At 45.8% G+C, this 24,872-nt stretch carries 16 protein-coding genes; 14 read left to right on the top strand and 2 right to left on the bottom strand.

The window, feature by feature from the left end; genetic code table 11:
• Positions 1 to 16: 16 nt before the first annotated feature.
• The 11 genes from IPP77_00155 to IPP77_00105 all read left to right on the top strand — a co-directional run bounded on the left by IPP77_00155 (position 17) and on the right by IPP77_00105 (position 20,506).
• On the top strand, positions 17 to 628 hold the full coding sequence (locus IPP77_00155; GenBank protein MBL0308151.1) for a hypothetical protein: 612 nt from the start codon (positions 17 to 19) through the stop codon (positions 626 to 628).
• Positions 629 to 693: 65 nt separating this feature from the next.
• The gene (locus IPP77_00150; protein ID MBL0308150.1) at positions 694 to 1,191 is read left to right on the top strand and encodes a hypothetical protein; all 498 of its coding nucleotides are present in this window, start codon (positions 694 to 696) and stop codon (positions 1,189 to 1,191) included.
• Positions 1,181 to 2,752: a hypothetical protein gene (locus tag IPP77_00145; protein ID MBL0308149.1), complete on the top strand. Its 1,572-nt coding sequence runs from the start codon at positions 1,181 to 1,183 to the stop codon at positions 2,750 to 2,752. The genes IPP77_00150 and IPP77_00145 overlap by 11 nt, the downstream gene beginning before the upstream one ends.
• On the top strand, positions 2,743 to 4,434 hold the full coding sequence (locus IPP77_00140) for a hypothetical protein (protein ID MBL0308148.1): 1,692 nt from the start codon (positions 2,743 to 2,745) through the stop codon (positions 4,432 to 4,434). Before IPP77_00145 ends, IPP77_00140 begins: the two co-directional genes overlap by 10 nt.
• Entirely contained in the window at positions 4,359 to 5,621 is a 1,263-nt protein-coding gene (locus tag IPP77_00135) for a gliding motility-associated C-terminal domain-containing protein (GenBank protein MBL0308147.1), read from the top strand. Before IPP77_00140 ends, IPP77_00135 begins: the two co-directional genes overlap by 76 nt.
• A gap of 71 nt (positions 5,622 to 5,692) precedes the next feature.
• On the top strand, positions 5,693 to 5,836 hold the full coding sequence (locus tag IPP77_00130) for a type IX secretion system membrane protein PorP/SprF (protein MBL0308146.1): 144 nt from the start codon (positions 5,693 to 5,695) through the stop codon (positions 5,834 to 5,836).
• Positions 5,830 to 6,669, top strand: a complete 840-nt coding sequence (locus IPP77_00125; protein ID MBL0308145.1) for a type IX secretion system membrane protein PorP/SprF — start codon at positions 5,830 to 5,832, stop codon at positions 6,667 to 6,669. Before IPP77_00130 ends, IPP77_00125 begins: the two co-directional genes overlap by 7 nt.
• Positions 6,670 to 6,771: 102 nt before the next feature.
• Positions 6,772 to 8,862, top strand: coding sequence for a carboxypeptidase regulatory-like domain-containing protein (locus IPP77_00120; GenBank protein MBL0308144.1), 2,091 nt, complete (start codon positions 6,772 to 6,774; stop codon positions 8,860 to 8,862).
• A 987-nt stretch (positions 8,863 to 9,849) separates the two neighbouring features.
• Entirely contained in the window at positions 9,850 to 12,168 is a 2,319-nt protein-coding gene (locus tag IPP77_00115) for a hypothetical protein (protein MBL0308143.1), read from the top strand.
• 123 nt (positions 12,169 to 12,291) lie between these two features.
• Positions 12,292 to 13,680 (top strand): proprotein convertase P-domain-containing protein, encoded by a 1,389-nt coding sequence (locus IPP77_00110; GenBank protein ID MBL0308142.1) that lies wholly within the window; start codon positions 12,292 to 12,294, stop codon positions 13,678 to 13,680.
• A 1-nt stretch (position 13,681) separates the two neighbouring features.
• Positions 13,682 to 20,506 carry a proprotein convertase P-domain-containing protein gene (locus tag IPP77_00105; protein ID MBL0308141.1) on the top strand — a complete coding sequence of 2,275 codons (6,825 nt, stop codon included), beginning with the start codon at positions 13,682 to 13,684 and terminating at the stop codon, positions 20,504 to 20,506.
• Between the two features lie 52 nt (positions 20,507 to 20,558).
• Here IPP77_00105 and IPP77_00100 read toward each other — a convergent pair whose 3' ends face one another.
• Positions 20,559 to 21,806 (bottom strand): T9SS type A sorting domain-containing protein, encoded by a 1,248-nt coding sequence (locus tag IPP77_00100; GenBank protein ID MBL0308140.1) that lies wholly within the window; start codon positions 21,804 to 21,806, stop codon positions 20,559 to 20,561.
• A gap of 130 nt (positions 21,807 to 21,936) precedes the next feature.
• Between IPP77_00100 and IPP77_00095 the strand changes: the two genes are divergently transcribed.
• The 3 genes from IPP77_00095 (at position 21,937) to IPP77_00085 (ending at position 24,008) form a co-directional block, all read left to right on the top strand.
• On the top strand, positions 21,937 to 22,362 hold the full coding sequence (locus IPP77_00095; protein ID MBL0308139.1) for a hypothetical protein: 426 nt from the start codon (positions 21,937 to 21,939) through the stop codon (positions 22,360 to 22,362).
• A gap of 476 nt (positions 22,363 to 22,838) precedes the next feature.
• Positions 22,839 to 23,249 carry a helix-turn-helix transcriptional regulator gene (locus tag IPP77_00090; GenBank protein MBL0308138.1) on the top strand — a complete coding sequence of 137 codons (411 nt, stop codon included), beginning with the start codon at positions 22,839 to 22,841 and terminating at the stop codon, positions 23,247 to 23,249.
• Positions 23,250 to 23,339: 90 nt separating this feature from the next.
• A complete protein-coding gene (locus IPP77_00085; GenBank protein ID MBL0308137.1) occupies positions 23,340 to 24,008 on the top strand; it encodes a hypothetical protein in 669 nt (222 codons plus the stop codon).
• Positions 24,009 to 24,118: 110 nt separating this feature from the next.
• Here IPP77_00085 and IPP77_00080 read toward each other — a convergent pair whose 3' ends face one another.
• Complete coding sequence (locus IPP77_00080) at positions 24,119 to 24,871, bottom strand: hypothetical protein (GenBank protein ID MBL0308136.1); 753 nt, start codon at positions 24,869 to 24,871, stop codon at positions 24,119 to 24,121.
• Between the last annotated feature and the right edge of the window lies 1 nt (position 24,872).

Genomic DNA, 24,872 nt, shown 5'->3' with positions numbered 1-24,872 from the left:
GACGGCAACAGGCGGTGTGGGTCCATACACTTACTCATGGAATCCCTCGACCAATTTGAGTGCAACCGATATATCCAATCCGGAAGCCTGTGCTTTATTGGCATCTGCTACCTATACGGTAATGGTGACGGATATCAACTTATGTACTGCGACAGATGCGGTGAACCTACTGGTTGTGCCAAGTTCCCTGACTGCTGAAGCAGGAGTAACCGATACGATATGTCGTTTTGCGGGAGCGAGTGTAAGATTGGGTGGTATTCCAACAGCAATGGGTGGATTCTTACCATATTCATACACTTGGTCACCGGACAGCACTCTGGATCTTTCCGATCCGGCGAACCCTTTAGCATATCCATCACAAACAACGACCTACCATCTGACGGTTACCGATGCGAAAGGATGTCAGACGATTGATTCCGTAACCCTTTACGTATTCCCGTCACCGGTAGCAGATGCAGGAACAGATACCTCCAGTTTGTGCGGGACAGGAATAGCACTGGGAGGAGCGAATGTAGCATCAGGAGGTACAGGAGCTTATAGCTATACTTGGTCACCGAGCATTGGATTAAGCAATGCATTTGTTGAACGACCTACGGCAACCCTTCCAACTCGACGAGCTATACGCTGACGATAACAGATGGTTTAGGTTGCACAGCAACAGATGACATTTTAGATGCGGTTCGTCCTAACCCGGTGGCACAAGCAGGCGCAGACAAATCGTTGAGCTTATGTTCTGGGGACAGCATTACGATTGGTGACAATCCGGCGGCGACAGGCGGAACGGGTGCCTACTCATACAGTTGGTCACCTGGTACGGCATTGAGCGCTACCAATATAGCTAACCCAATAGTTAAAGGCTTAGCAACAACGACGGTTTATGGATTGACAGTAACAGATGCCAGCGGATGTTCATCGGTTGATTTTGTAACGGTGAATGTGGTCACCACTACTTTATCGGTAGATGCGGGAGAAGACAAAGAAGTATGTTCTGGCAACTGCGTTCAGTTAGGATCCTTTCCGACAGTAGTTGGCGGAATTCCACCATACACATATAGCTGGACAGGAGGTTCATTAAGCAGCAACAGCACATCAAATCCGGTAGCATGTAATCAGAGCAGTGAGAACTACACAGTTACGGTAACAGACAGCAAAGGGCTGTACGGCTACGGATGCAGTATTTGTGACGATTAATCCGAAGCCGGTGGCGAATGCGGGTGTAGATACGAATGTATGTAGCGGCAAGACCGTGATAATTGGCGGCAGCCCAAGTGCTTCGTCTGGCACAGTTCCATACACCTACAGTTGGGATCCAAGCCTTGGCCTAAGCTCGTCGAGTGTATCCAATCCAGGGGCATCTCCTACGGTGGTGACTACCTATCAGTTGGTGGTGACCGATAGCAAAGGTTGTGCTTCATCAGATGACATTACCGTTACCCCTAGTCCTAATCCGATAGCGGATGCAGGATTAGATAAGTCAATGGTTTCTTGCTCTGCTGATAGTGTGCGGTTAGGGGCTTCTCCAACCGCTTCTGGGGGAACTCCGGGCTATACATATTCTTGGTCAGCACCTGTCACAATGTCGGGCTCTGCTAATCCTTATGTGAAAAATTTGGGTAGCGATGTGATTATTACATTGACCGTCACAGATGCAATAGGTTGTTCTGCAACTGACCAAGTATTTATTGCAGTTACAGGAAGTTCATTGTCTGCCTTTGCCGGCAACGGTGCTTCTTATTGTCTTGGTTCTTCTGTTGGAGTACAGCTTGGCGGAAGTCCAGTCGTTATTGGTGGGATACCACCGTACACATTTACGTGGCTTCCGAACACTGCTTTGAGCAATTCATCAAGTCCAAACCCTATTGCCACACCAGGCGTATCAACTACCTATACATTGGTGGTGACTGATAGTAAAGGTTGTTCGGCTACGGATACAGTTCGCATTAATGTCAGCCCGACTCCGACTGCAAATTCAGGAATGGATACTGCTATTTGTTCTGGATCTTGTGTGACGATTGGTGCTTCTCCAACTGGTTTGGGAGGAACGGGTACTTTGACTTATAACTGGTCGCCACCTAGTTCTTTTCAAACGCCAACTACGGGTGCTAATCCGATAGTTTGTCCAACAGGAACTACTGCATATACCGTTGTGGTAACTGATTCTTTAGGTTGTAATGCGAGTTCAACAATTAGTGTCGTTGTAAATCCAAATCCAGTTGTCAATGCAGGACAAGATCAGTCCATTACCGATTGTATCGGCTCCTCGGCTATATTAGGCGGTTCGCCGACTGCAACTGGAGGCTCTGGTAGTTATACTTACCTTTGGTCTCCTCAGGTAGTAGGAAGCGACACGGTTTTAAATAGCACATCCATAGCCCATCCTGTTGTAACTAATCTTAAATCAACCACAACGTTTACCCTTCAAGTTATTGACAATGTAGCCGGATGCTCTTCAACAGATCAGGTAGTTATTACTGTATTGCCAACCAGTTTGGTTGCTGATGCTGGAATTGATAAATCTATTTGTGGCAATGGCGCCACCTGTGTTCAGATTGGAGGAAATCCAACGGCTGCTGGTGGTCAGTCTCCATACACATATCAGTGGTCTACATCGCTCGGTTTAAACAATGCAAATATTGCCAATCCATGTGCATTGCCTTTAGCTACAACTACTTATCAATTGGAGGTCACAGATAATTTAGGATGCCGTTCTTTTGACTCAGTAACCATAAATGTTTCCCCCAAATGGTGGTAGATGCAGGTATTGATACGGCAGTATGTACAGGCTCATCTGTTACCTTGGGAGGTAGCACAGTTGCCAATGGCGGTACTGGTAATTATACCTATTCATGGAGCCCTCCATCGGGATTAAATAGTACTTCTATTGCTAACCCGATAGTGCAGAATGTTACAACCAATAGTTGTTATACCATTTTTGTAACGGACTCTTTGGGTTGTATTTCTTCAGATGTTATTTGTATTGCAGCGAGATTATTGCCTATTGCTAATGCTGGCCCTGATGTTACTATATATGCTTGTGCTCCGGATAGCGCAGTTTTAGGAGGTAATCCTACGGCCACCGGAACAGTTGGTCCATATACCTATTTATGGTTCCCATCATTTAATGTGGCATTGAACGATTTCACAGTTGCTAATCCTATCTTGGATAGTTTGGGCCAAAACACTCAATTATGTGTTACGGTTGCCGATGCGTTTGGATGTAAGGCTACTGATTGTTTGAATGCAGCAACTCTACCTAATACACTATTTGCCAATGCCAAGCCTAGTAATCTTCCAGCAGTCTGTTCCGGGTCGTTATCATGTGTGACCTTGGGCGCTACAATTTCACTTTCTGGTGGTTCACCTCCTTATTCTTATCAGTGGTCAGGCGGAACAGATCCAATTCAAGGAATTCCAAATCCTAATGTTTGTCCTACGGTTACAACCACTTATTTGTTGATTGGCACGGACTCTAGAGGTTGTCAGTCGAGCGATACGGTTCAGGTTAAAATTAATACCTCTCCGGTAGCCAGTATTTCTGGACTAAACACTAATTACTGTGCCAACGCACCAAATGTCACTTTAACTGGTTCCCCTTTGGGTGGGACTTTCTCCGGTCCATGTGTAACAGGAAATATTTTCCAACCTGCCTGTGTAGGTGCTGGAAATACGGCTTGTATTAAATACTCCTATACAGATCCGGCAACAGGTTGTGCCGATGACACTACGATTTGTATTATGATTGATTTGATTCCAGTCGCCGCTATAGCCGGAGGCGATAAACCGGGTGGATATTGTAAATCAGAGAGCGATGTAACTTTGACGGGAACTCCAGTGGGAGGAACCTTTAGTGGTACAGGTGTAAGCTCAACCGGGTTGTTTACTCCGGCGAACGCTGTTGTTGGCAATAACGTAATTACATATACGTTTACCAGTCAGGGCGGGTGTGTGAGCAGTGCTCAGATAACAATTCCTGTAAAGGCTACACCAACATTGACTATTAGTGCCACTGCCGATTCGGTCTGCGCTGGACAATTAGTTACAATTTCTGCAATCTATAGCCTTGATGTTACCAATATTCAATGGTATAAGGATTTCGCTTCCTTCCCTTTTGCCTCGGGATTAAATCCGGCTACGTTTACAGCGCCTGACAATGATTTCTATGTGGATGTTGTTGCGGTAAACAGTTCTTCGCTTTGTGAAGCAAGAGATACAGTCTTTGTACATGTTATCAAAGCGCCAACTGCTCAGGATGATTCGGCCAGTACCTGCGAAGAGCGGCCGATTTCTATTAGCGTCTTAACTAACGATTCAAACTTTGAAAGTTCGGTTGCTACCATTTCTATCCTTAATCCCTGGTCATGGTTCCAACTACTGTATCTGGCTCCTCGGTCAACTATTCTCCGAATAAGGACTTTAATGGTCAGGATACAGTGACGTATCGTGTATGTACCAAGAGTTGTAACAACGCCTGCGATACGGCAAATATTTACATAGATGTTTGCCCTATTAATGATCCACCGGTAGCGGTTGATGACATAGACACAGTTTGTCTTGCTAAGAACATTATCCGGGTGTTGGATAATGATAAAGATGTGGATGGCGATCAGTTGAAGGTTGAAGCGATACCTTGTCCTCCTAAATTCGGAACGGCAACTATTAATGAAGATAACACGATTACGTATGTACAGGGCGAGGGCGCATCTACTCAGACTCCAGATACTTTCTGTTATGTAGTTTGTGATAATGGCAATCCGATACTATGTGATACAGCTACAGTGATCGTTGCTATTTGTCGCTATGTCGGCGCGATGAATGACACTCAATACATCTGTAAAAACGATGTCATTAACATCTCTGTTGCCAAGAACGATACCGTATCTGCCGGAAATAGACTTATAGTTACGGATATTACTAATGCGGTTCCAAGTGCCTTGGGAGAAATTATCAACGTAACAGAGGATATTATTACTTTCTCTGCTAACGATTTGACAGGTACGGTACGATTCAAATATACTACCTGCGACGATGGAGTCCCTGCTTTTTGTGATCAAGGATCGGTAATTATCTACATTCAGGATTGTCCTATTCCTATTCTTGATACAATTATTGATACTACCTACGTCAATACACCTCTTACTATATGCCTTGAAGGTCTGATTAATAGTGTTAAGCCTTGGAGCATTACGGATATTTGCGAGCCACTTCACGGAACGGTAGATAATTTGGAGACTTGTTTCACTTATACACCAGATTCTAGTTTTGTCGGTAACGACACCTTTTGTTTGACGGTTTGCAACATTCATGGATGTACGACTACAACAGTCATTATTTCTGTACTTGATACGGTACGTTGCTTCATTCCGAACGCATTTTCGCCGAACGGGGACGAGGTGAATGATGTATTCAAGATACCGTGCAACGATGATTATCCGAAGGCAGAACTTCGCGTATTCAACAGATGGGGTCTCGAAGTATGGAGCAGTCAAGGGCCTTACCGGAATGATTGGGACGGCCACAACAAACAGGGTACTCTTTTACCTGATGGCACGTACTATTTAATTTACGAGTACAACGACGGAACGGGCAAGCGCGAATCCAAATACGTAGTAATACACAGATAAAAGACAGAAAAGCATCGCACTGGTAACGGTGCGATGCTTTCACAAAAGAAAACCAGAAAAAACCAAAGACTATGAAAAAGATACTGATAACAATACTGGCAAGTGTGGGCATGCTGACGGGCATACAGGCGCAGCAGGATGCAGCATACAGCATGTATATGTTCAACGGACTATTCATCAATCCGGCGTATGCGGGAAAGCTAAGGAAGTGGTGAGTGTGATGGGTATTTACCGCCACCAGTGGGCGGGCTTTGATGGAGCGCCGAAGACGGCGAACATCAGCGTTCACACCCCGTTCAGAAGAGACCAATATGCAATGGGCATGGTGATTTCCAATGACCGTCTGGGCTTTTCAAACAGTTTCAGTGTAACCCCTTCATTCGCCTACCGTTTACGGATCAAACAATCCAGACTGTGCTTTGGTCTTCAGGCTTCGTTGAGCTACTTCTACCAGCAAAACAGCAAAGCAGAGTTGCCCAACAACCCCAATGACCCGGCTTTCCAGATCAACGAGAACTTGTTTGTTCCGAATTTTGGATTTGGCATCTACTGGTATGGAAAGAAATACTTTGTAGGAGTTTCGGTTCCTCACCTGTTGCCGACAAGATTAAGAGACAAGACAGGGGTGTTGAGCTATACGAACGAATCCATCGCGAGAACCTATAACTATTACAACTTCACGGCGGGCTATGTATTTGGCAAAGACCCGGCGATTGTCAAATTCCGTCCTACGATTCTGGTCAAATGGCAGAAAGGACTGCCAAAGAACATCCCACAGTTCGACATCAATCTGGCCTTACTGTTTGTGGACAGACTATGGATTGGAGCAGGATACAGAACAGGGGGCGATGTGAAATATGTAGGACAATCAGCGGTAGCATTCATGCAGGTAAAGATCACCCCTCAATTGCAGGTGGGCTATGCCTATGATGTAGAAATATCAAGCCTGAGAAAATACACGAGCGGCACGCATGAGTTGATGTTGGGCTACGACTTCTGGTACAACAAAAAGAGATTTGTAACACCGAGATATGTGAAATACTTTTAGAAAACAGACAGAAGTATTTAGTAGATAGTAATTAGAAAAGAGAGAAGAAACCAGAACCGGCAACGGACCATTGAAATAAGACAACCCGAAAAAATAAAGACCATGAAAAAACTCCTGACCCTCTTACTCACCATCCTGCTGATGAGCGGTGCTGTAGTAGCAGAAAAGCCATCGGTGAAGATGGGGGATATTTACTACAAACAATTTGACTACCGCAATGCGATTGAGTTCTACAAACGGGCGTTGAAGAAAGACAGCAGCAATGTATATGTGTTGCAAAGAATAGCAGATAGCCACCGGCTAATCAATGACTGGGCAGGAGCGGAGCCCTACTATGCGCGTTTATCCCAGATGGAAACAGCAGACCTGACGAGCAAACTCTACTATGCCGAAGCACTGAGAGCCAATCAGAAATATGCAGAAGCGAAAGAACAATACAAAGCCTATTCAGAATTAGCGCCCAACGACCTGAGCGTGAAAGAACGGATGGACGGAATAGACAAGATAGAAGAGCTGAGCAAAGACAATGGACTGTACGAACTCAAGAACCTGAAACAAAACAGCAAATACTCCGACTTCGGAGTAGCCTTCTTCAAAGACACGGGTATCTTCTTCTGCTCCAACAGATATGAAGATGCGTATGTAAAATTCAAAGACGACTGGACCAAAGGGAGCTTCCTGCAAATCTACCAAGCCTTCAAAACAGATTCCAATTCATCTGAACTGGGCCCAGCCCAACTGATGCGTGGCAAACTGCCGAACAAAAAATTCCATGAAGGCAGTTCGAGCTATAATGAAAAGATGGGCGAACTATTCTTCGACCGCAGCAACTACAATGGCAAAAGAGCCTTCTTCTCTGCCGACAAAACCGTGAAACTGAAACTCTACCGTATCTCCTGGCTGAAAGACAAAGACAGTTGGGGTGCGGAGACAGTAGAAGCAGTGAGCTTTAACGACAAAGAATACTCGGTAGGTCATCCTAGCCTAAGCAAAGATGCCAAGACCCTTTACTTTGCCAGCGACAAGCCGGGCGGCTATGGCGGCGTGGACATCTATATCAGCACCAGAGAAATCGGTGGCCCATGGACTACCCCGCTCAATTTAGGACCTAAGATCAACACGAGCGGCGATGAAATGTTTCCCTTTGTGTCTGAAGATGGAACCCTATACTTTGCCTCCACCGGCCATACGGGACTGGGCGGATTAGACATCTACTCGGCGAGCATGATCAAGACAGGCGGCAAGACCATGAGCTGGACAGAGCCGCAGAACCTGGGCTATCCGGTCAACACCAATGCAGACGACTTCAACTACATCATCAACAGAGATAACAAACAAGGCTACCTCAGCTCCAACCGCCCCGGCGGACAAGGCGACGACGACATCTACAGCTTCACCAAGAAGGGCATCGTGGTCAACGGTATGGTCTATGACGTGAGTACGGGCGAACCGATTAGCGAAGCCAGCGTGATCATGATAGAAGAAGACAACATAAAAGGCAAGGCACAGTCGGGCAAAGAAGGCGAATTCACCTTCCCGGCTATCCCCGGCAAGAAATACGTATTCAGCGCTACCAAACAAGGCTACCTGCCTGCAGAAGTAGTAGAAGACGTGAAAGAGAAACCGGAACTGATCAAAATACCGATGATTGGAGAAGGCGGCATCAACATGGAAGTGACGGTGCTGGACAAGAAGACCAGAGAACCACTGGAAAACTCGAAGATCAAGATGACCAACCTGACGACGAACAAAGAAGAAGTATGCTCGGCGAACAAAGATGGCAAGTGCAACTTCACCCTAGAACCCAACACCAACTACCGATTAGAGGCGAGCAAAGAAACCGGCGAACCGGATACCAAATACCTGACGGTAACGGCCACCCAATCCACGGTAGGCAAGAAAGCACCGGCCACTTTATACACCACGCTGGAACTGGAGAAAGTAAAGAAAGGCGTAGCGATCAAGATCGAGAACATCTACTATGATTTGGACAAATGGTTCATTCGTCCGGACATAAGCCAAAGAACTAGACAAGCTGGTGAAAGTACTGAAAGACAACCCGACCTTAGAAATCGAGTTGAGCTCCACACCGACTGTCGTGCTACGGCCAAATACAACCAACAACTATCGAGCAAAGAAGCCGAGGCGGCGGTCAACTACATCGTCAGTAAGGAGTTAGTGCTCGGAGATTGATAGCTGCGGGCTGGAGAAAACCGCTTGGTAAACAAATGTGCTTGCGAAGGCACCCAAATCATCCTATGCACCGAAGATCAACACCAAGAGAACAGAAGAACGGAGTTTAAGATATTGAAGTTCTAAGTCAGATTCCAATCACAAACAAACAGAAAGGGTATGCCAAACGGCATACCCTTTCTGCTTTATATCGTTGTCTGAAGGTATATGTGGCAAAGGAGCAGCTATAAATAGCTATTAGGTTTGCCGTTTCACCCAGTTATCTGCTAAATTGGCCTCTTCTCTTTCCGTTTTTGACAGGCTTATTGCTATTCGGTACCCATCTCCAACTATTCGGTCCCGATTAGCGAGAGACAGGGACCTATTAGCTGCTATTCGGTCCCTGTTAGCAAGAGATAGGTCCCTGTTAGCCGCTACTCGGTGCCTGTTAGCTAAAGACAGGTGCCTGTTCGTAGCTACTCGGTCCCTGTTAACAAGAGATAGGTACCTGTTCGCAACTACTCGGTGCCTGTTAGCCAATGACAGGTGCTTGATTGTAGCTATTCGGTCCCTAATAGCCAAAGACAGGTCCCTGTTAGCTGCTATTCGGTACCTGTTAGCCAAAAACAGGCGCCTGTTAGCGAGCGATAGGTCCTTGTTCGCTGCTACCCTGTGTTTGCCTGTTACCATTGACTGTATCTAAATATCTAAGTTATAACACACAAATTATTTGCCTACCCCCCTTGACTTTTTTTGCTTCTGAGTGTATTTTGCTCCTGATTAAGAATTGGACATAGCAACACGTCATTCGTGTTGCGCACAAGTTGGACTCTGTTTTTTTTAGGATTTAAGCGATTTCCGAGATTTTATGCACCGGAATTGGGTAATAATGGTTTTGGAATGACTAAAAATGAAGAATGTTGAAATGAAGATTCGTTTGTATGAAACAAAAGGCAAGCAAACCTCGTAATAAAGCAGAAGGTATATAAATAACAAACCGTAAATTTTATGAAACAAACTACTCTACCCCTCAAAAAAGAAACCACATTGCGTCTTTGGACTGGATTTTCGGCAGTGGCCATTTTGTTTGCCCTCACCCTCTGTATGTTTACTGGGGATGTTCAGGCGCAAACGCAAACTTTTAACTCATCGGGTACCTTTACGGTTCCTGCCGGTGTAACCAATGTGACCATAGCGGCTTGGGGCGCTGGCGGTGGAGGGTCTAATACTAGCAAAGCAGCAGGTGGCGGCGGCGGTGGCGCATATACTAAAGGAACTATTTCAGGTTTAACCGGAGGCAACACTGTTGCGATTACGGTGGGTGCTGGAGGTTCACCAGGCACTTCTGGAACTCTTTCCAGCGCAACTTTCGGTGCTAACACAATAACCGCCAACGGTGGTTTATCTCTTAGTAACAGTACTTCGGGAGGAACCGGAGGAGCCGCTTCTCCGGTAGTAGGAATTATTCAAGCATCTTATAAAGGAGGAGATGGAGGAAGTGGCCGCAGTAGCTCTGGCGGCAGTAATAATGAAGCCGGCGGCGGCGGTGGCGGATCTGCCTTGACTACTGCCAATGGCAGTAACGGATCAAATGGTGGTTCTTCTACTTCCACGGCCACAGCTGGTGGTACAGGTACTGCAACTGGGGGTGTGGGAGCAGCGGCTGATGGTAGTCCTGGCGCTACAGATGGTGGCACTCCAGGTGCAGGTGGTGGTGGCAGGGGAGAAGGTTCTTCCACTTCGGGTGATGGCGGAAACGGACAAGTAGTGATTACTTGGACCTGTCCTAACTACTCTTTAACTTCAGCCGCTTCAGGTACTGCGCTTTGCGGAAGTGGTAGTTCTACAGTTACCTTAAACTCTACTTCTTTGCCTGATGGTGATTATGTGGTAACTTATAACACTTCTGCTAATCCTTCTTCCAGTGGGAATACTGCCACTATGACCTTTAGTGGCAGTTCGGGAAGTTTCACAACGCGTTCTTTAACCGGGTCTTCTACTATTACAGTAACGTCTCTATCATCAGGAAATTCATCCGGCACTTGTAGTAATAGTATTAGTACCAATAATACTGCGGTGGTTTCGGTGAATCCTTCTCCTACTATTTATAACACTTCTGCAGGTATTACGTCTATCTGCTCTTCCAGTTCTGGAACTAATATTACCCTTTCTGGTTCACAGACGGGGGTTTCATACCAACTAAGAAATAATTCAGGAAACGTGAATGTAGGAAGCCCTGTAGCGGGAACAGGTTCGTCTATACTACTTCCAACTCTAGCATTGACTAATAGCACCACGTTCAATGTATTGGCAACAAATACTACTACTCAGTGCAGCATGCAAATGAATAATACAGTAACTATTACTGTAAGTCAAGCAGCGATAGCCATTGCTGGTGGTCCGAATGAAGTTTGTCAATCTTCTAGTCCCTCTGCCATCACACTTTCCGGTGCCAGCATTGGTGGTAGTGCCAGCAGTGGCGCATGGACCATCACATCTGGCATAGGAACTCTAAGCAGTACTTCATCTTCTTCTACTCCTTATACAAGAACATTTACACCGCAGGCAAATTATTTTGGGACCGTGGTTTTAACATTAGCGACAAATGATCCTAGCGGAGTTTGTGGCGTGGAGACAGACACCAGAACTATTACAGTCAACCCGCTTCCTACCTTATATACTTTATCCGGTGCAGCCACAATATGCTCGGGGACTTCGACAGATATGACTTTGTCCGGTTCGGAGGTGGGCGTGAGCTATCAGTTACGAAATAATTCGGGAGGTGCATCTGTGGGAAGTCCGGTAGCGGGGACAGGGGGAGCGATCACGCTTTCAACCGGAAACCTGAGTAGCACGATAACTTTAAATGTATTAGCCACCAACACCACAACTTCTTGTAATCGCCAAATGACGAGTACGGCAACGGTAACGGTTAGTAATACTCCTATTGCAACAGCGACCAATAGCAGTCAGACCAAATGTTCCGGAGATGCTATTACGACCATGACTATGGGCACGAGCAATTCAATAAGTGGAACGACCTTTGCCTGGACAAGAGATAATACCGTAGATGTAACAGGAATTGCTGCAAGTGGTACAGGGAATATTTCTGGAACATTAACCAACAATACTAATGCACCTATTACCGTAACCTTTACCATTACACCAACCGGTCCTTCACCTTCATTATGTGTTGGTAGTCCGATAACGACAACGGTGCTAGTGAATCCTACCCCGGTAGGTTCAGCAAGTCCTCAAACGGTATGCAGCGGTATTGCTACCAGTGTGGCATTAAGTTCTACAATAAGCGGCAGTACGTTTACATGAACACGCGCAACACAAAGCGGTTCAGTATCAGGTGGTTCCAATTGTAACTCATCCTGCGGTACTACTATTGCCCAGACTTTAACAAGTACAGCCGGAGGAATAGAAAGATATACGGTAACGCCATTGGCAAATTCATGTCCAGGATCAACGTTCAACGTAGATGTAACAGTGAATGCCGAACCTGCGGATAAAACCGTAAGTGCCGTGAAGCCAAGTCTATGTGTTGGTGAGCTGACACAAATTCAATTGAGCAGTTCGGTGTCTGGATTTACGTATCAATTGCGGAACGACGCAGGAAACGTGAATGTAGGAAGCCCTGTATTGGGGACCGGTGGAACTATTAATTTCTCCACGGGCGTTTTGAGTAGCACCACTACATATAATGTATTGGCAACCAATAATACTTCGGGTTGTTATGCTGAAATGAGTACGTTAGTTACAGTTTCTGTAAATCCGCTGCCGTCTGTTAGTTTAATCAGGTCGCCGACAACCATTTGTGAAGGTTCAAGTTCATTATTAACTGCTACTAATTCAGGAGGTACTGCGGGTCCGGTTTCTGGTTCAAATAATACAACCTATAGCGGTAATGGCAACGACCCTCAGACTATAAACTCCTCAATTACACTTCCGAATGGTATTTTAAGTAGTTTGTCGGATATTACCCTTACGATGAATGCCACTCATACTTGGGCAGGGGATGTAAAAGCGACACTGACAAGTCCTTGCGGTACTACTACTATATTTGACAGGCCAGGAGGGTCCAATAATGGTAATGATTTTATTAGTAGTGGCGATTATGTATTTACCACGACGAGTGGTAATACATTTCCCGGATCAAGCAGTTCAACAATACCGACCGGTACTTACAAGGCTACGTTTGCAGGTATAAGTGTTGCCCCTGCTTGTTCATCAATAGGTGGTACATGGACATTAACACTTTCTACAACTTCCAGTAGTGGTCACGACCGGACAATAACTTTGAATAATTGGTCTATCTCAATTTCATCAGGAAGTGGATACACAACAGTTTTCAACGGTCCCACTACCATAGGCTCAACGTCTTATTCAGGAACTGGAAACACAACGGCAACAGCCAATGTAACCCCAGCGGTAGGAACTAACAACTATACAGCCACTACCACAGATGCTCTGGGTTGCAGTAATACCAGCAGCTCAGTTTCTGTAACTGTAAACCAAGCTGCCACGGTTACAACGGGAGGGCCTGATAATGTTTGTCAGTCTGCAAGTCCTTCTGCTATTACATTAACTGGCTCAAGTGTAGGTGGGGGTGCCACAACGGGTGCTTGGTCTATTGTTTCAGGAGGAGGTTCGCTAAGTAGTACCATTCAGACGGCAAATCCTGCGACTGTAACTTATACACCTGCAGCTAATTATAGCGGAACAGTGACTTTGCGTTTAACAACGAACACTCCAAGCGGATGTTCTGCTGTAAATGATACGCGCACTGTTAATGTGAGCGCATTGCCAACCGTTACTCGGCGCGGCAATTGACGTGTGTCAATCTGCTACCCCATCTGCGGTTCCTTTAACTGGAGCAAGCGTAGGGGGCAGTGCCACTACTGGTGCTTGGTCTATTATTTCTGGCGGCGGTGCTTTGAGTAGTACGTCTCAATTAGCCAATCCGGCTTCTGTTACCTATACTCCGGCTGCTAACTATAGCGGAACGGTTACCCTTTCTTTAATCAGTAATGCACCGGGATGTCCTCCTGTAGCAAGCGGCAACAGGACCATCAATGTAAATCCGAAGGCTACGGTTACTCCTGCCGGGCCAGATTATGTATGTCAATCTTCAAGTCCTTCTGCTATTACCTTATCAGGAGCAGGAATAGGGGGCAGTGCAACGACCGGCGCATGGACAATTTTGTCTGGTGGTGGTTCATTGAGTAGCACCAGCCAATCTTCTACGCCAAATACAAGAACCTATACGCCGGCAAATAATTTTACCGGTACTGTGGTGCTAGAACTAACTACTAATACTCCCGGTGCATGTCCGGCTGTAAGCGGAACGAGAACTATAAATGTTGATCCGCTGCCCGTAGCTACCGTTAGCAACAGCAGTCAAACATTATGTTCCGGAGAGGCCTTTGCTACCATGACTTTGGGAACAAGCAATTCAATTTCCGGTACTACGTTTACTTGGACCAGAGATAATGTAGGTACTGTAACGGGTATTGGTTCGAGCGGCTCTGGTAATTCGATAACCGGTGCGACTTTATCTAATACTACTACCTCTCCGGTTACCGTAACCTTTACTATTACACCAACAGGTCCTGCTCCATCTTTTTGTACAGGCAGTCCAGTAACGGCTACCGTAGTGGTAAATCCAGCGCCATCGGTTGTTGTAACTCCATCATCCGTGACTATTTGTGAAGGAGAAAGCACTTTATTGACCGCAACCAATTCTGGTGGTACCTTGGGTCAAACTTATTCCGGTTCATCTGGAACACTTAATTATTTTATTCGTGACAAGAGTTCATCAGCGTATGCGTATAAGACTATTACGCTATCGGGAAGTAGTGGTGCTAAATTGAATGCCACAGATATTATACAGGTAACGCTTAATGTTGACCACGATGAAGACGACGAAATAGATGCCTTCTTGGTGGATCCTTCAGGAACCAGGGCCATCTTGCTGACTTCGGATAACGGAGGAGGATCACACGATTATACCAATACAATATTTAGGACGGATGCCACCAATGTGATTGGAACTACCGGTAATAACACCGCACCATTCACCGGAACATATAGGCCGGAAGGAACACTTAGCAGTAATACGTCAACAGATAGAAATGGGTATTCTTCTTCAGTAATTCCCACAAATACCATGGTGTGGAATGGCGGAGCTTCAATTGACGGCGATTGGTCCTTAAGAATATTTGATGATAATGATGATGATGATGATGGAGGGACTTTGATAAACTGGTCGCTATCTATCATCCGCCCGGGCGATTATACCACAGTATTCAATGGTCCTGCTACTGTTGGTTCCGTTTCTTATTCAGGAACTGGAAATACAACAGCTTCGGCTACTGTAACTCCACCGGTAGGTACTAACAGCTATACAGCAACTACAACGGATGCATTAGGTTGTAGCACTACAAGCAGTCCGGTTTCGGTTACTGTCAATGCTCTTCCTGTTGCTTCTATAAGCGTGGCAGAAACCTCTGGGGGTACACCCAATGATGGTACTATTTGTACCGGAGCGAATGTTACCCTTACCGCAAATCCAACCTCAGGAATGAGTTATTCATGGGCAAGTCCCATCAGTGCATCAGGTAATTCTAAGTTAGTAAACCCTTCATCAACTACCGGATATAGTGTGACAGTGACCAATACAAGCACATCATGTTCTGCTACGGCGAACACTACTATTACTGTGCCGTTGCCTTCGGCTACGTTGACAGCAGCAGAGACATCAGGAGCTACTAATGACGACGGTATTATTTGTATCGGAGCTTCTGCAACCTTAACAGCAAGTCCTTCCGGCATGAACTACACTTGGGCAGCTCCGGTGGGGGGAACTGGAAATGATAAGGGCGTGTCTCCGGTTTCTACTACAGCATATACGGTAACCGTAACGCATCAGCCCACCGGTTGTACGCTAATCGCCAATAAAACAATTACGGTGAATCCATTGCCGGCTGTTACTATCAATGCCAATTATTGCACGGGCAATGGTAACGTGGTGCTTACGTCAAATGCTTTCTCTTCCTACGCATGGAGTACAGGAGCTACGACTCAATCTTCGACTGTGGATGAGGCCGGCACCTATTTTGTGAGTGCGACCAACTCTTATGGTTGTACCGCAGAAGCCTTTACTACCGTGGCTATTGAGCTTACTACCAATGGAGACTTCTCTTTGGGTAATGACGGCAGCTTTACGACAGGATATGTAAATAATCAAACTGCCAATGGATTGCAACCCGAAGGTCGCTACGCCGTAGGTAATAATGCCAATTACAATCACACAGGTTTCTGGGGCAAAGATCATACTACTGGTTCGGGTAACTTTATGATAATTAACGGTGCTACAACTCCGGTTCAGCCAACTGTATGGCAACAGACTGTTCCTATAGTTCCTAATACAGTTTATTATTTCTCTGCTTGGGCCATGAGCGTAAATACTTCGGGTAATTATGCACAGCTTCAGTTCAATGTAAATGGATCCTCTGTAGGTATTATCGCCAATCTAGGTGATGGCCCGGCAAATAATACGCAGGCCAACGCCAATACTTACTGGCAGCGTTTCTATGGAACCTGGAACTCAGGTGCTAACACCTCTGCGATTATATCTATAGTAGATTTACAAACTCAACCGGGAGGAAATGATTTTGCTATTGATGATATTTCATGCAGTACGCTTTCTCCGGTTTCTTTGGAATCAAGTACTGGCACCAACACCCCGGTTTGTTTGGGTAATGCTTTCCAAGTATATGCCAACAGAATTGGAGGAATGAGTCCATATACTTTCTCATGGTCAGGGCCTAATTCCTTTACCTCAAATGTAGAGAATCCTTCGTTGCCATCCTCTTCTCCGCTATCGGTTGGTGCCTATCAGGTGACAATCACGGATGCTCACAACTGCTCGGCAACAGGAAGTGTAGCGGTTGATTTCAATCCGCTTCCTTCGGTATCGGTTCCTACTCCGGCAGATGTTTGTATTGGTAACTCGGCAGTATTGACCGCCACAAGCACCGGAGGTACGACCAGCCGTACTTTCTCAGGCTCATCAGCAACTCCGACGGCTATTCCGGATAACATTAATACTTCTTACACTTATTCAACGATTCCATTGTCTGCCAGAGGTGCCACTTTAATGCCTACCGATATTCTTCAGGTGACTTTGAATATCACGCATGGCAATGACGCAGATTTAGATATTTATTTGGTGGATCCTTCAGGTACCAGAGCGATTCTACTATCTTCGGATAACGGAGGAACCGGGAATAATTATACCAATACAGTATTTAGAACGGATGCTTCTACTATCATTTCATCTGGAAGTGCCCCTTTTAGTAGCACCTATAGACCTAAAGGTACGATGTCCACTGCGCCAGATAGAACCGGAGCGTATTTGTTGTGGGGCTTCCTTCCGCAAGATTATACCTCTGTAGTTCCTGGAAATCCATTGAATTATGGTGGCGGCGCCCCCATAGACGGTTCATGGTCGTTAAGGATATTTGACGACGCAGCAAGTAACGCTGGAACGCTTCAAAACTGGTCATTGTCTATCATTCGCTCGGGTCCGGGTAATTACACTACAGCATTTAGCGGCCCTGCTACTATTGGCTCGGTAGGCTATTCGGGTTCTGATAATAGCTCGGCTAATGTGACAGTAACACCTCCTGCCGTTGGAGCAAATAACTATAGCGTAGTTACTACAGATGGTTTGGGTTGCAATAGCTTAAGCACTCCTGTAGTAGTTACTGTCAATCCATTGCCTGTTACCTCTATTACCGTTGCCGAATCATCTGGTAATACAAGTAATGATAGGGTAACCTGTAGCGGAGATTTAGTAACCTTCACTGCCAATCCACAAAACGGTATGGACTATGCTTGGTCAAGTCCAATAGGAGGAACTGGAAATGCTAGAACAGACAATCCGGTTTCAAACACCTCATATTCTGTTACGGTTACCAATTCAACTACTGCTTGTTCTGCTACAGCAGCCACTTCTATTACAGTCAACCCGCTTCCTACGATTTACAACGTCAGCGGAGGTGCCTGTGCACCGATTGACATTGGTCTTAGTGGTTCTCAAATCGGGGTTAGCTATCAGTTGCAGATTAATGGAATCAATTCCGGTGCTCCAAAGATGGGTACAGGGAATCCGCTTACTTACGGTAATCAAGTGGACTCAGGTATCTACACCATAGTGGCAACCCAAGTAGCAAACAACTGTCCGGTGAACATGATTGGTGCGGCTACTGTTGCTTATTGCACCAGTACTTGGATAGGTGTCTCCGATACTAGTTGGCACACGCAAACCAACTGGGATCCGGCTGCTGTACCTAATAACTGCTATGTAAATGTCATTATCCCATCTGGAACTCCATTCTCTCCAGGTATCGGGCAGTCGGACATTAACGTCCGTGACCTGACCATAGCCGGAGGTGCTACTATTACCCTCAATGGTAAGAACATGTTTGTATGCGGTGATTGGATGGGAGGAAATAGTAACAATGCCACAGTGGTTGGTAATGGAACGGTGTTTATGGTGCGTCCTTTTGGAGCACAGAAGATTAGTGGATACACCGTGTTTGATACTCTTCAGATTAGGAATTACGACGGCGTATCCCTTGTGGCAAATGCTATCATCCCTATTCGCGGAGGACTGCACTTAGAACACGGGAACTTTAATGTCTCTGCCGGAACGCTTACCCTGCGATCACTGGCAAGCAACCACCATACCTATATTGACGATTTCTCTTTCGGATTCAACGGTACTATCACCGGCGATATTCATGCCGAGCGTTATATGCCTACTCGTGGATTCAATCAGCACTTCCTCAGTTCTCCTGTAGCGAATGCTCCACTTAGTCAGATTGGTGCCAGCGGGCCGGATAATGTTTACGTCCGCCCTATGCCGAACTGCGATGAAACGCACAGCGATTTCCATTCGCCTTACGGAACCACCTTTGTTTATAACGACGGACACATGGGCAACGGTAATTGTATGCTCGGCAACTGGATGATTAAGAGTCAGGGCAACATGGAGGTAGGTAGAGGATACTCCTCTTATCAGACCGGCGACTCTGTCCGTACCCTTATTGGAGCCGCCAACACTGGCGACATCAGCATCGGAGGATTAAATAACTCCGGTTATGCTACGGTGAATACCCTACAGGCGCAGCCGATTGAATCTGGATGGAACCTGGTGGGTAATCCTTATCCTTCTGCTATTGATTTAACTAAAGATAGAACGGCTGATGGTTTCCAAAACCAGGTTCAGATATGGCAGACCACCGGTCCTTTCGCCGGTACTTGGCAGCAGATTATGATTACCGGTGTTCCGGGCACGGTGGTGATTCCACCGTTCCAAGCCTTCATGGTTCGGGTCATCCCGGGTTCTTTGGGTAATCATAGCTTTAAGTTCTACCAAAACGAACGTGTCCGCGATAACAAGAAACAGTTCTATCGCACACAGGCTGATAATTCACTCAAACTTGAGTTGTCTTTTGGCAACGGTGGTAAGGACGAAACCAGAGTAGAGTTCAATCCAAATGCCAGTGTCGCCTTCGACGATATCTACGATGCAAATAAACCAGGTAGTGGACCGGGATTGCCTACACTTTATACACACATGAATGCTAACCTGTGGTATGGCATCAACAGCCTGCCATCACTGGAAACTACCACCACTGTTCCGGTTGGATTGAGACCAGAAATGAACGGCAACATGACTATCAGTGCCAGTGGAATCCAGTCTTTTGATCCTACTACCTATATCTTCCTTGAAGACAAGAAGACCGGTGTTTGGCATAATCTGCGCAATGGAGATTACTCTTTCACTGCTACTAAGGCCGATAACCAAGACCGTTTTGTATTGCACTTTACGCCACCGGCTAAAGTCATGACTACTGATGCGTCTTGCAGCGGAAGCGGTATGATTCAGATTGAACAACCGGGCAGCGCCAACTGGAACTACTCTCTGGCCGACCAAAACAGCGTCGTGATTTCTACTGGAATACTCAATGCCGGAAGTTCCATCACCCTGAATGCGAACGCCGGAGTTTATATGCTCACTTTGAGTGATAACAACGGGTATGTAGTGATGAAGAATATTCAAGTAACCGGCACCCAGACAGTTATCGCCGCCTTTGCCAGCGATTTGAATGTGGCTGTTCCGAATGAGAATATCAACTTTAACAGCACGACCAAAGATGCGGCTACTTATCAGTGGGATTTCGGTGACGGTGCAACCGGCAGCGGCGCAAGTGCTACACATAGCTATTTCAGCGAGGGAATCTACAAGGTTGAATTGCTTGTGGTGAACGAAGGCGGATGCTCTTCAAGCATTAGCCAAACGGTCACCATCAACTCCAGAGCAGCAACCGGATTGAATAGTATCGTTGCCAACCAGATTGACATTTGGAGCAATGAGAACATCGTCTATGTGGACTTCACCAAGGAAACAGTGGTTCATGCCCAGATTGATATGTACAATGTCATGGGGCAGATCATCAGCAGCGACGAATTCTATCGCTCGGCTGTTTACACTAAAGAAGTGTACAACATGGCTGCAGCTTATGTAATCGTTAAAGTATTCAACGGCGAAAATACAACCACAAGGAAGGTGTTCATCACAAAATAGAGAACACGAAACTTATGTCTCAAGGCGGTCTGGATTTCCGGGCCGCCTTTTTTTATTGCTTCACGATCGAGGCCTCGCCTCTGCTTCCTTTAGAGTCTGTCAGTTCGATATGGTATTGACCGGGGATTAATTTCTGCAAATCAATTCCATCGCTACCCTTATCCAGTAATCCATTCATCAATCTTCTGCCTGAATAATCAAACAACTCAAAAGAAGAGGTAGCTTCTATGTTTAGCAGATGAACCATTCCGGTTGTAGGATTAGGAGCGAGGACAAAATTTGACTCGGAAGAAATGGGCAAAGAAGAAGTAAGTACAGGCTCCCAATCTTCGCGACAGCTATATAAGGTAGCATCAACATTGCCTATCGTTTCGCAGGAAACAAAAAAGCGATTGCTGGTTGCGAAGGCAACCCCTTCTGTTTGCCAGAAATGATAATTGCTCATCACGATTCTCCGCTTGTTGCCTGAAAAGAAAAGATCTTCGGTAAAATCATTCAAGAACCAGAGAAATGATTCGCTGTAATTCCCTGTATAGCCTATCAGAACAACTTCGTTGGATGACGGATTATAATCGGCACCCGTTATCAATCCATCTACAGAAAAGGAGGAATAAGGTGCTACGGAATATAACCCCGGTGTTTTAGGCAGTTTATAAACTTTGGTTTTCAAGTCGCCCCAATCCTTGGTAAAAAGATAAAGAGAATCTTTGACTGAGGTAAGCGCTTCGCAATCAAAGTTTTCAGCGTTACTTGACGAAAAGCTGCTTTGGTCGGCATAAGAAAAGGCGATTGCCTCTGCATCCAAATGCACGATACTATCGGTTGAAATAGATGCCTTAGCAATTTTCAAAACTTTCAAATCTCTCCGTGTGGCGTTATTGTTTCCAAAATCTCCTATGTAGATAAAGGCGCTGTCTGCCGTTAAATCTTCCCAATCGGTATTGGGATAATTATCAATAAACACCGTCTGCAAAATGCTTCCGTTTGAAGTATCTACCCTATAAATCGCTGCGGGATTTCCACTGTCATTATTCGACCACAACTGTCCGTCGGTGAAAACCAAGCCGGAAGATTCGGATAGGAGCGAAGGGAGTACCGATTTCAAAATCAATGCCTGATTCGTGACCGGATAAGTGCAGGAGCCGTCGTTCACCGTGGCAGCCACATCATAATTGCTGGCCTGTGGATCCGTGCAGCCGCTTTGCGCAGATAGCCATTGAACGGATAGGAGTGAACTGAATAGAAGAAGTCCGCTGATTCTTTTAAAATTATTTCTCTTGTTAGTTTGCCGAGATTTCATGTGGATGATTTTTGGCGAAAGTAGAAAACGGAAATTAGAGGATGGTGCCGCCCATTTCCACAGCAAATGTTTTTTAAATTTCACTATCTTCCTTATATTTGATTATCTCCAACATTAAAATCTTCTAAACATGAAAGAAACCAAAACAGAACAACAAATTGGATTATGGCTTGACCATACCAAAGCCCATTTTATTGATGTCAGCAACGGAACTCCGGTGATGGAGACCGTATTTTCAGACAAAGAATCGCAAGTGCGCATCGAGGGAGAGGGCAGCGACGGCGCCCGTCTGGGCAACCACCGCGCCACCAACAATGAGATTCGGAAACACAACCGCGACCGCGACATCATGAACGACTATTTCAAAATGTTGGCTAACCGCCTGATGGCCTACGACGATATTTTTCTCTTCGGCCCCACCACAGCAAAAGATCAACTGTACAATCATTTGAAAGAAAGTAAATCCTTCACAGCCAAAACCATCAACATTCAATCTGCCGGCCATCTGACCGAAAACCAAATGGTGGCCGAGGTGAAGAAGTTTTTCAATTTATAGGTCAACAAAAACGGTGGTGCGGTTCTAAAACTATGCTGCCGATTTAGTTAAGTAAGTCGGGAAGGAATATAGCACAAATAAACCCGGATAAGCTTGGTTTCCTCAGGATATGCCACGTTTCACCCCAAATGTGACACATCTCACCATGAATGTGACACGTTTGACCCCGGATGTAGCGCGTTTGACCTCAGATGTGCCACGTTTGGCACCCGATGTAACACATTTGACCTAAAATGTAACACATTCGACCCCGGATGTAGCACAATTGACCATAACATAGCTTAGTCCACTGTGGATGTGTCACATTCTACCCGGAATGTGACACATCCGGTTTTCACCAACTTTATTTCTAAAAGAATGAAGCTCCCTATGGAATAAATTAAGCTTATTCTATGGGGAGATAAGCCTGCTTTTGACTTTTTGATATTTAAAAAAAAAGATCAGTAGATTTGGTTTAAATAAAAATTGTTCACCCCATGGATGCGAAAGAAAAATTCAAAAGTAAGTTGTTGGAAGCTTTTTCAGCCCATCTTCACCAGCCTGAATTTTCGGTCAGTTTTTTGGCCGATGAAGTATTTTTTACCACCAGAAGAAATCTGCGCCGAAAAGCTAAGCTCTACTTAGGAGAAAGTATGAAATCATTTATCATTCATGCACGAATGCACCTCGCCAAACAGCTTATTAAGGCTGGTAGTTATGAAAGTCTGGACGATCTCCACCTGTTGGTGGGCTATAAAAGCCATCGGTATTTTGAAAAGGAATTTTTGAAACATCACCTACTCAGTCCAGAAGAAATGCTGGAGGAATACAAACACCAATTAGATGGAACCGGACAGAACAAGGAAGGAAAGACGGCGATTATAAAATGTCCGTTTTGTGGTAGCTAATGTCCCCTTTCTTCGCTACGAGTTTCTCACCTTTGCCTTTTCAATTTTTAATCAACCAAGATTATTTATCACTAAAACCAAAGCTTTATTATGGAACACATCAGCCTCAAATTTTTACTACTCGGCATTTATGACAAAGTAGAATTTTCGCGCGAGACTACGGTCGAAATGGCGGCCATCCCTCTTTATAACCCACCCAAGATTACTTATGCCGACATCATACTGGCTTGCGACCGTGCGCGCGACACCTATACTGCCTGGAAAAACAATCCAAATGATAACAACAAAAACATTTACCTCGCTGCGGAACAAGATCTGGACAACCTGATGCGCCAACAAGCGCTGTCCGTCGGTTCTTTGGCTAATGGAAATGCAGTCGTTATTACAGATGCAGGTTTTCAAACGACAGATAGTGAGCGCACCACTCCAGCACTACCTTCGGCTATTGAAGGAATGACTGTGAAACACGGACCCTTCGATGCCAGTATTGAAGTAAACTGTAAGTCGAAGAGAACCGAATTGGTCAATGATTATGTAGCCATCATCATGTCCGGCAATTGGGTGCCACCCGTAGTGAATGGAAATGTCGTTTCTTTTCAAGAAGGCACTACTCGTCTGGCGATTGATTCAAGCAAAGACCGTCACAAAATTTTTACCAACCTGCAACCCGGCATCAACTATTGGGTGGGCATGTATGCCGTCAACAGCACCGGCGCCGGACCCATCAATGCACCAATCAGATTAATGGCAGCAGGCTAAATTTATTCCAAAAACATCCCAAGCCCTGTTGTGGAAGCGCAACAGAGCCTCGCAAAGGGAGAATCTTTGGAGAGAGATAATACGTAGAGACGCAAAATATTGCGTCTCTACTAAAACCGCAACTGCACCCTCACACCCGTAGCGGCAGAGGAGACGTTGGTGGGTGGAGCAATGAGGGCGGGCTGCCAAGAAACACTGAGGTCGTCGCGCATATTCCATCCAAAGAGGTGGGCATCTACGGTGGCATCTATGACGCTCAATAGGTGCCAAACACCCAAACAGATGGCCGAGATGTCAACGTATCGTTTGTAATAGTCGCGATAAGACTTGAGGGTGTTCCGGTCGTTCACACCTTTATAAGAGGCGGTTAAGTCCGGCACGTCGGCCACCTGCGCCCGATAGGCGCGACGATAGCCATGAAAGTTGGTCACCGTATGATAAACTGCAAAACTCAATCCGCCGAGACCAGCATATACGATGGGGATTTTCCAATACTTCTTGTTGTAAGCCTGTCCCAGCCCCGGCACCGCGAGCGAAAAGAGAGCGGCTTTCAGCGGGCTGTGCCGTTTTTTATTTGCCTCTATTCTTATTGAATCCCTGTGAATTGAATCTACATGGAATGTAGTGGGAGAGGAGCTCGTTTGTTTTCCGGTATCGGATAAGGAAATAATAATGGTTGAATCTTTCATTAAAGAATCATTTGCCGGTTGGTTCATCAGCGCTTGCTGAAAGGGACCGGTAACGGTCGAATCGGTAGCTGATTGGGCGCGAAGAAGAAAGCCCCACAGCAGGAGCAGAAAAAAGAGACTGCTTTTGCGAAGGGGCCATGACCCGCTATGGAAAGGCGATAGCGCCAAGTTCATG

It is taken from the genome of Bacteroidota bacterium, from assembly GCA_016722375.1.
In the GTDB taxonomy this organism is placed as follows: Bacteria; Bacteroidota; Bacteroidia; order Chitinophagales; family LD1; genus Bog-950.
The sequence above is the reverse complement of the archived record's forward strand: the minus strand, read 5'-3'. Positions and strand labels throughout refer to the sequence as shown.

What these genes read in the sequence shown, in the direction of transcription:
- IPP77_00140 (MBL0308148.1), top strand. Translation starts at nt 2,743, where the DNA reads ATGGTGGTAGATGCAGGTATTGATACGGCAGTATGTACAGGCTCATCT.
- IPP77_00135 (MBL0308147.1), top strand. Translation starts at nt 4,359, where the DNA reads ATGGTTCCAACTACTGTATCTGGCTCCTCGGTCAACTATTCTCCGAAT.
- IPP77_00130 (MBL0308146.1), top strand. Translation starts at nt 5,693, where the DNA reads ATGAAAAAGATACTGATAACAATACTGGCAAGTGTGGGCATGCTGACG.
- IPP77_00120 (MBL0308144.1), top strand. Translation starts at nt 6,772, where the DNA reads ATGAAAAAACTCCTGACCCTCTTACTCACCATCCTGCTGATGAGCGGT.
- IPP77_00115 (MBL0308143.1), top strand. Translation starts at nt 9,850, where the DNA reads ATGAAACAAACTACTCTACCCCTCAAAAAAGAAACCACATTGCGTCTT.
- IPP77_00100 (MBL0308140.1), bottom strand. Translation starts at nt 21,806, where the DNA reads ATGAAATCTCGGCAAACTAACAAGAGAAATAATTTTAAAAGAATCAGC.
- IPP77_00095 (MBL0308139.1), top strand. Translation starts at nt 21,937, where the DNA reads ATGAAAGAAACCAAAACAGAACAACAAATTGGATTATGGCTTGACCAT.
- IPP77_00090 (MBL0308138.1), top strand. Translation starts at nt 22,839, where the DNA reads ATGGATGCGAAAGAAAAATTCAAAAGTAAGTTGTTGGAAGCTTTTTCA.
- IPP77_00085 (MBL0308137.1), top strand. Translation starts at nt 23,340, where the DNA reads ATGGAACACATCAGCCTCAAATTTTTACTACTCGGCATTTATGACAAA.
- IPP77_00080 (MBL0308136.1), bottom strand. Translation starts at nt 24,871, where the DNA reads ATGAACTTGGCGCTATCGCCTTTCCATAGCGGGTCATGGCCCCTTCGC.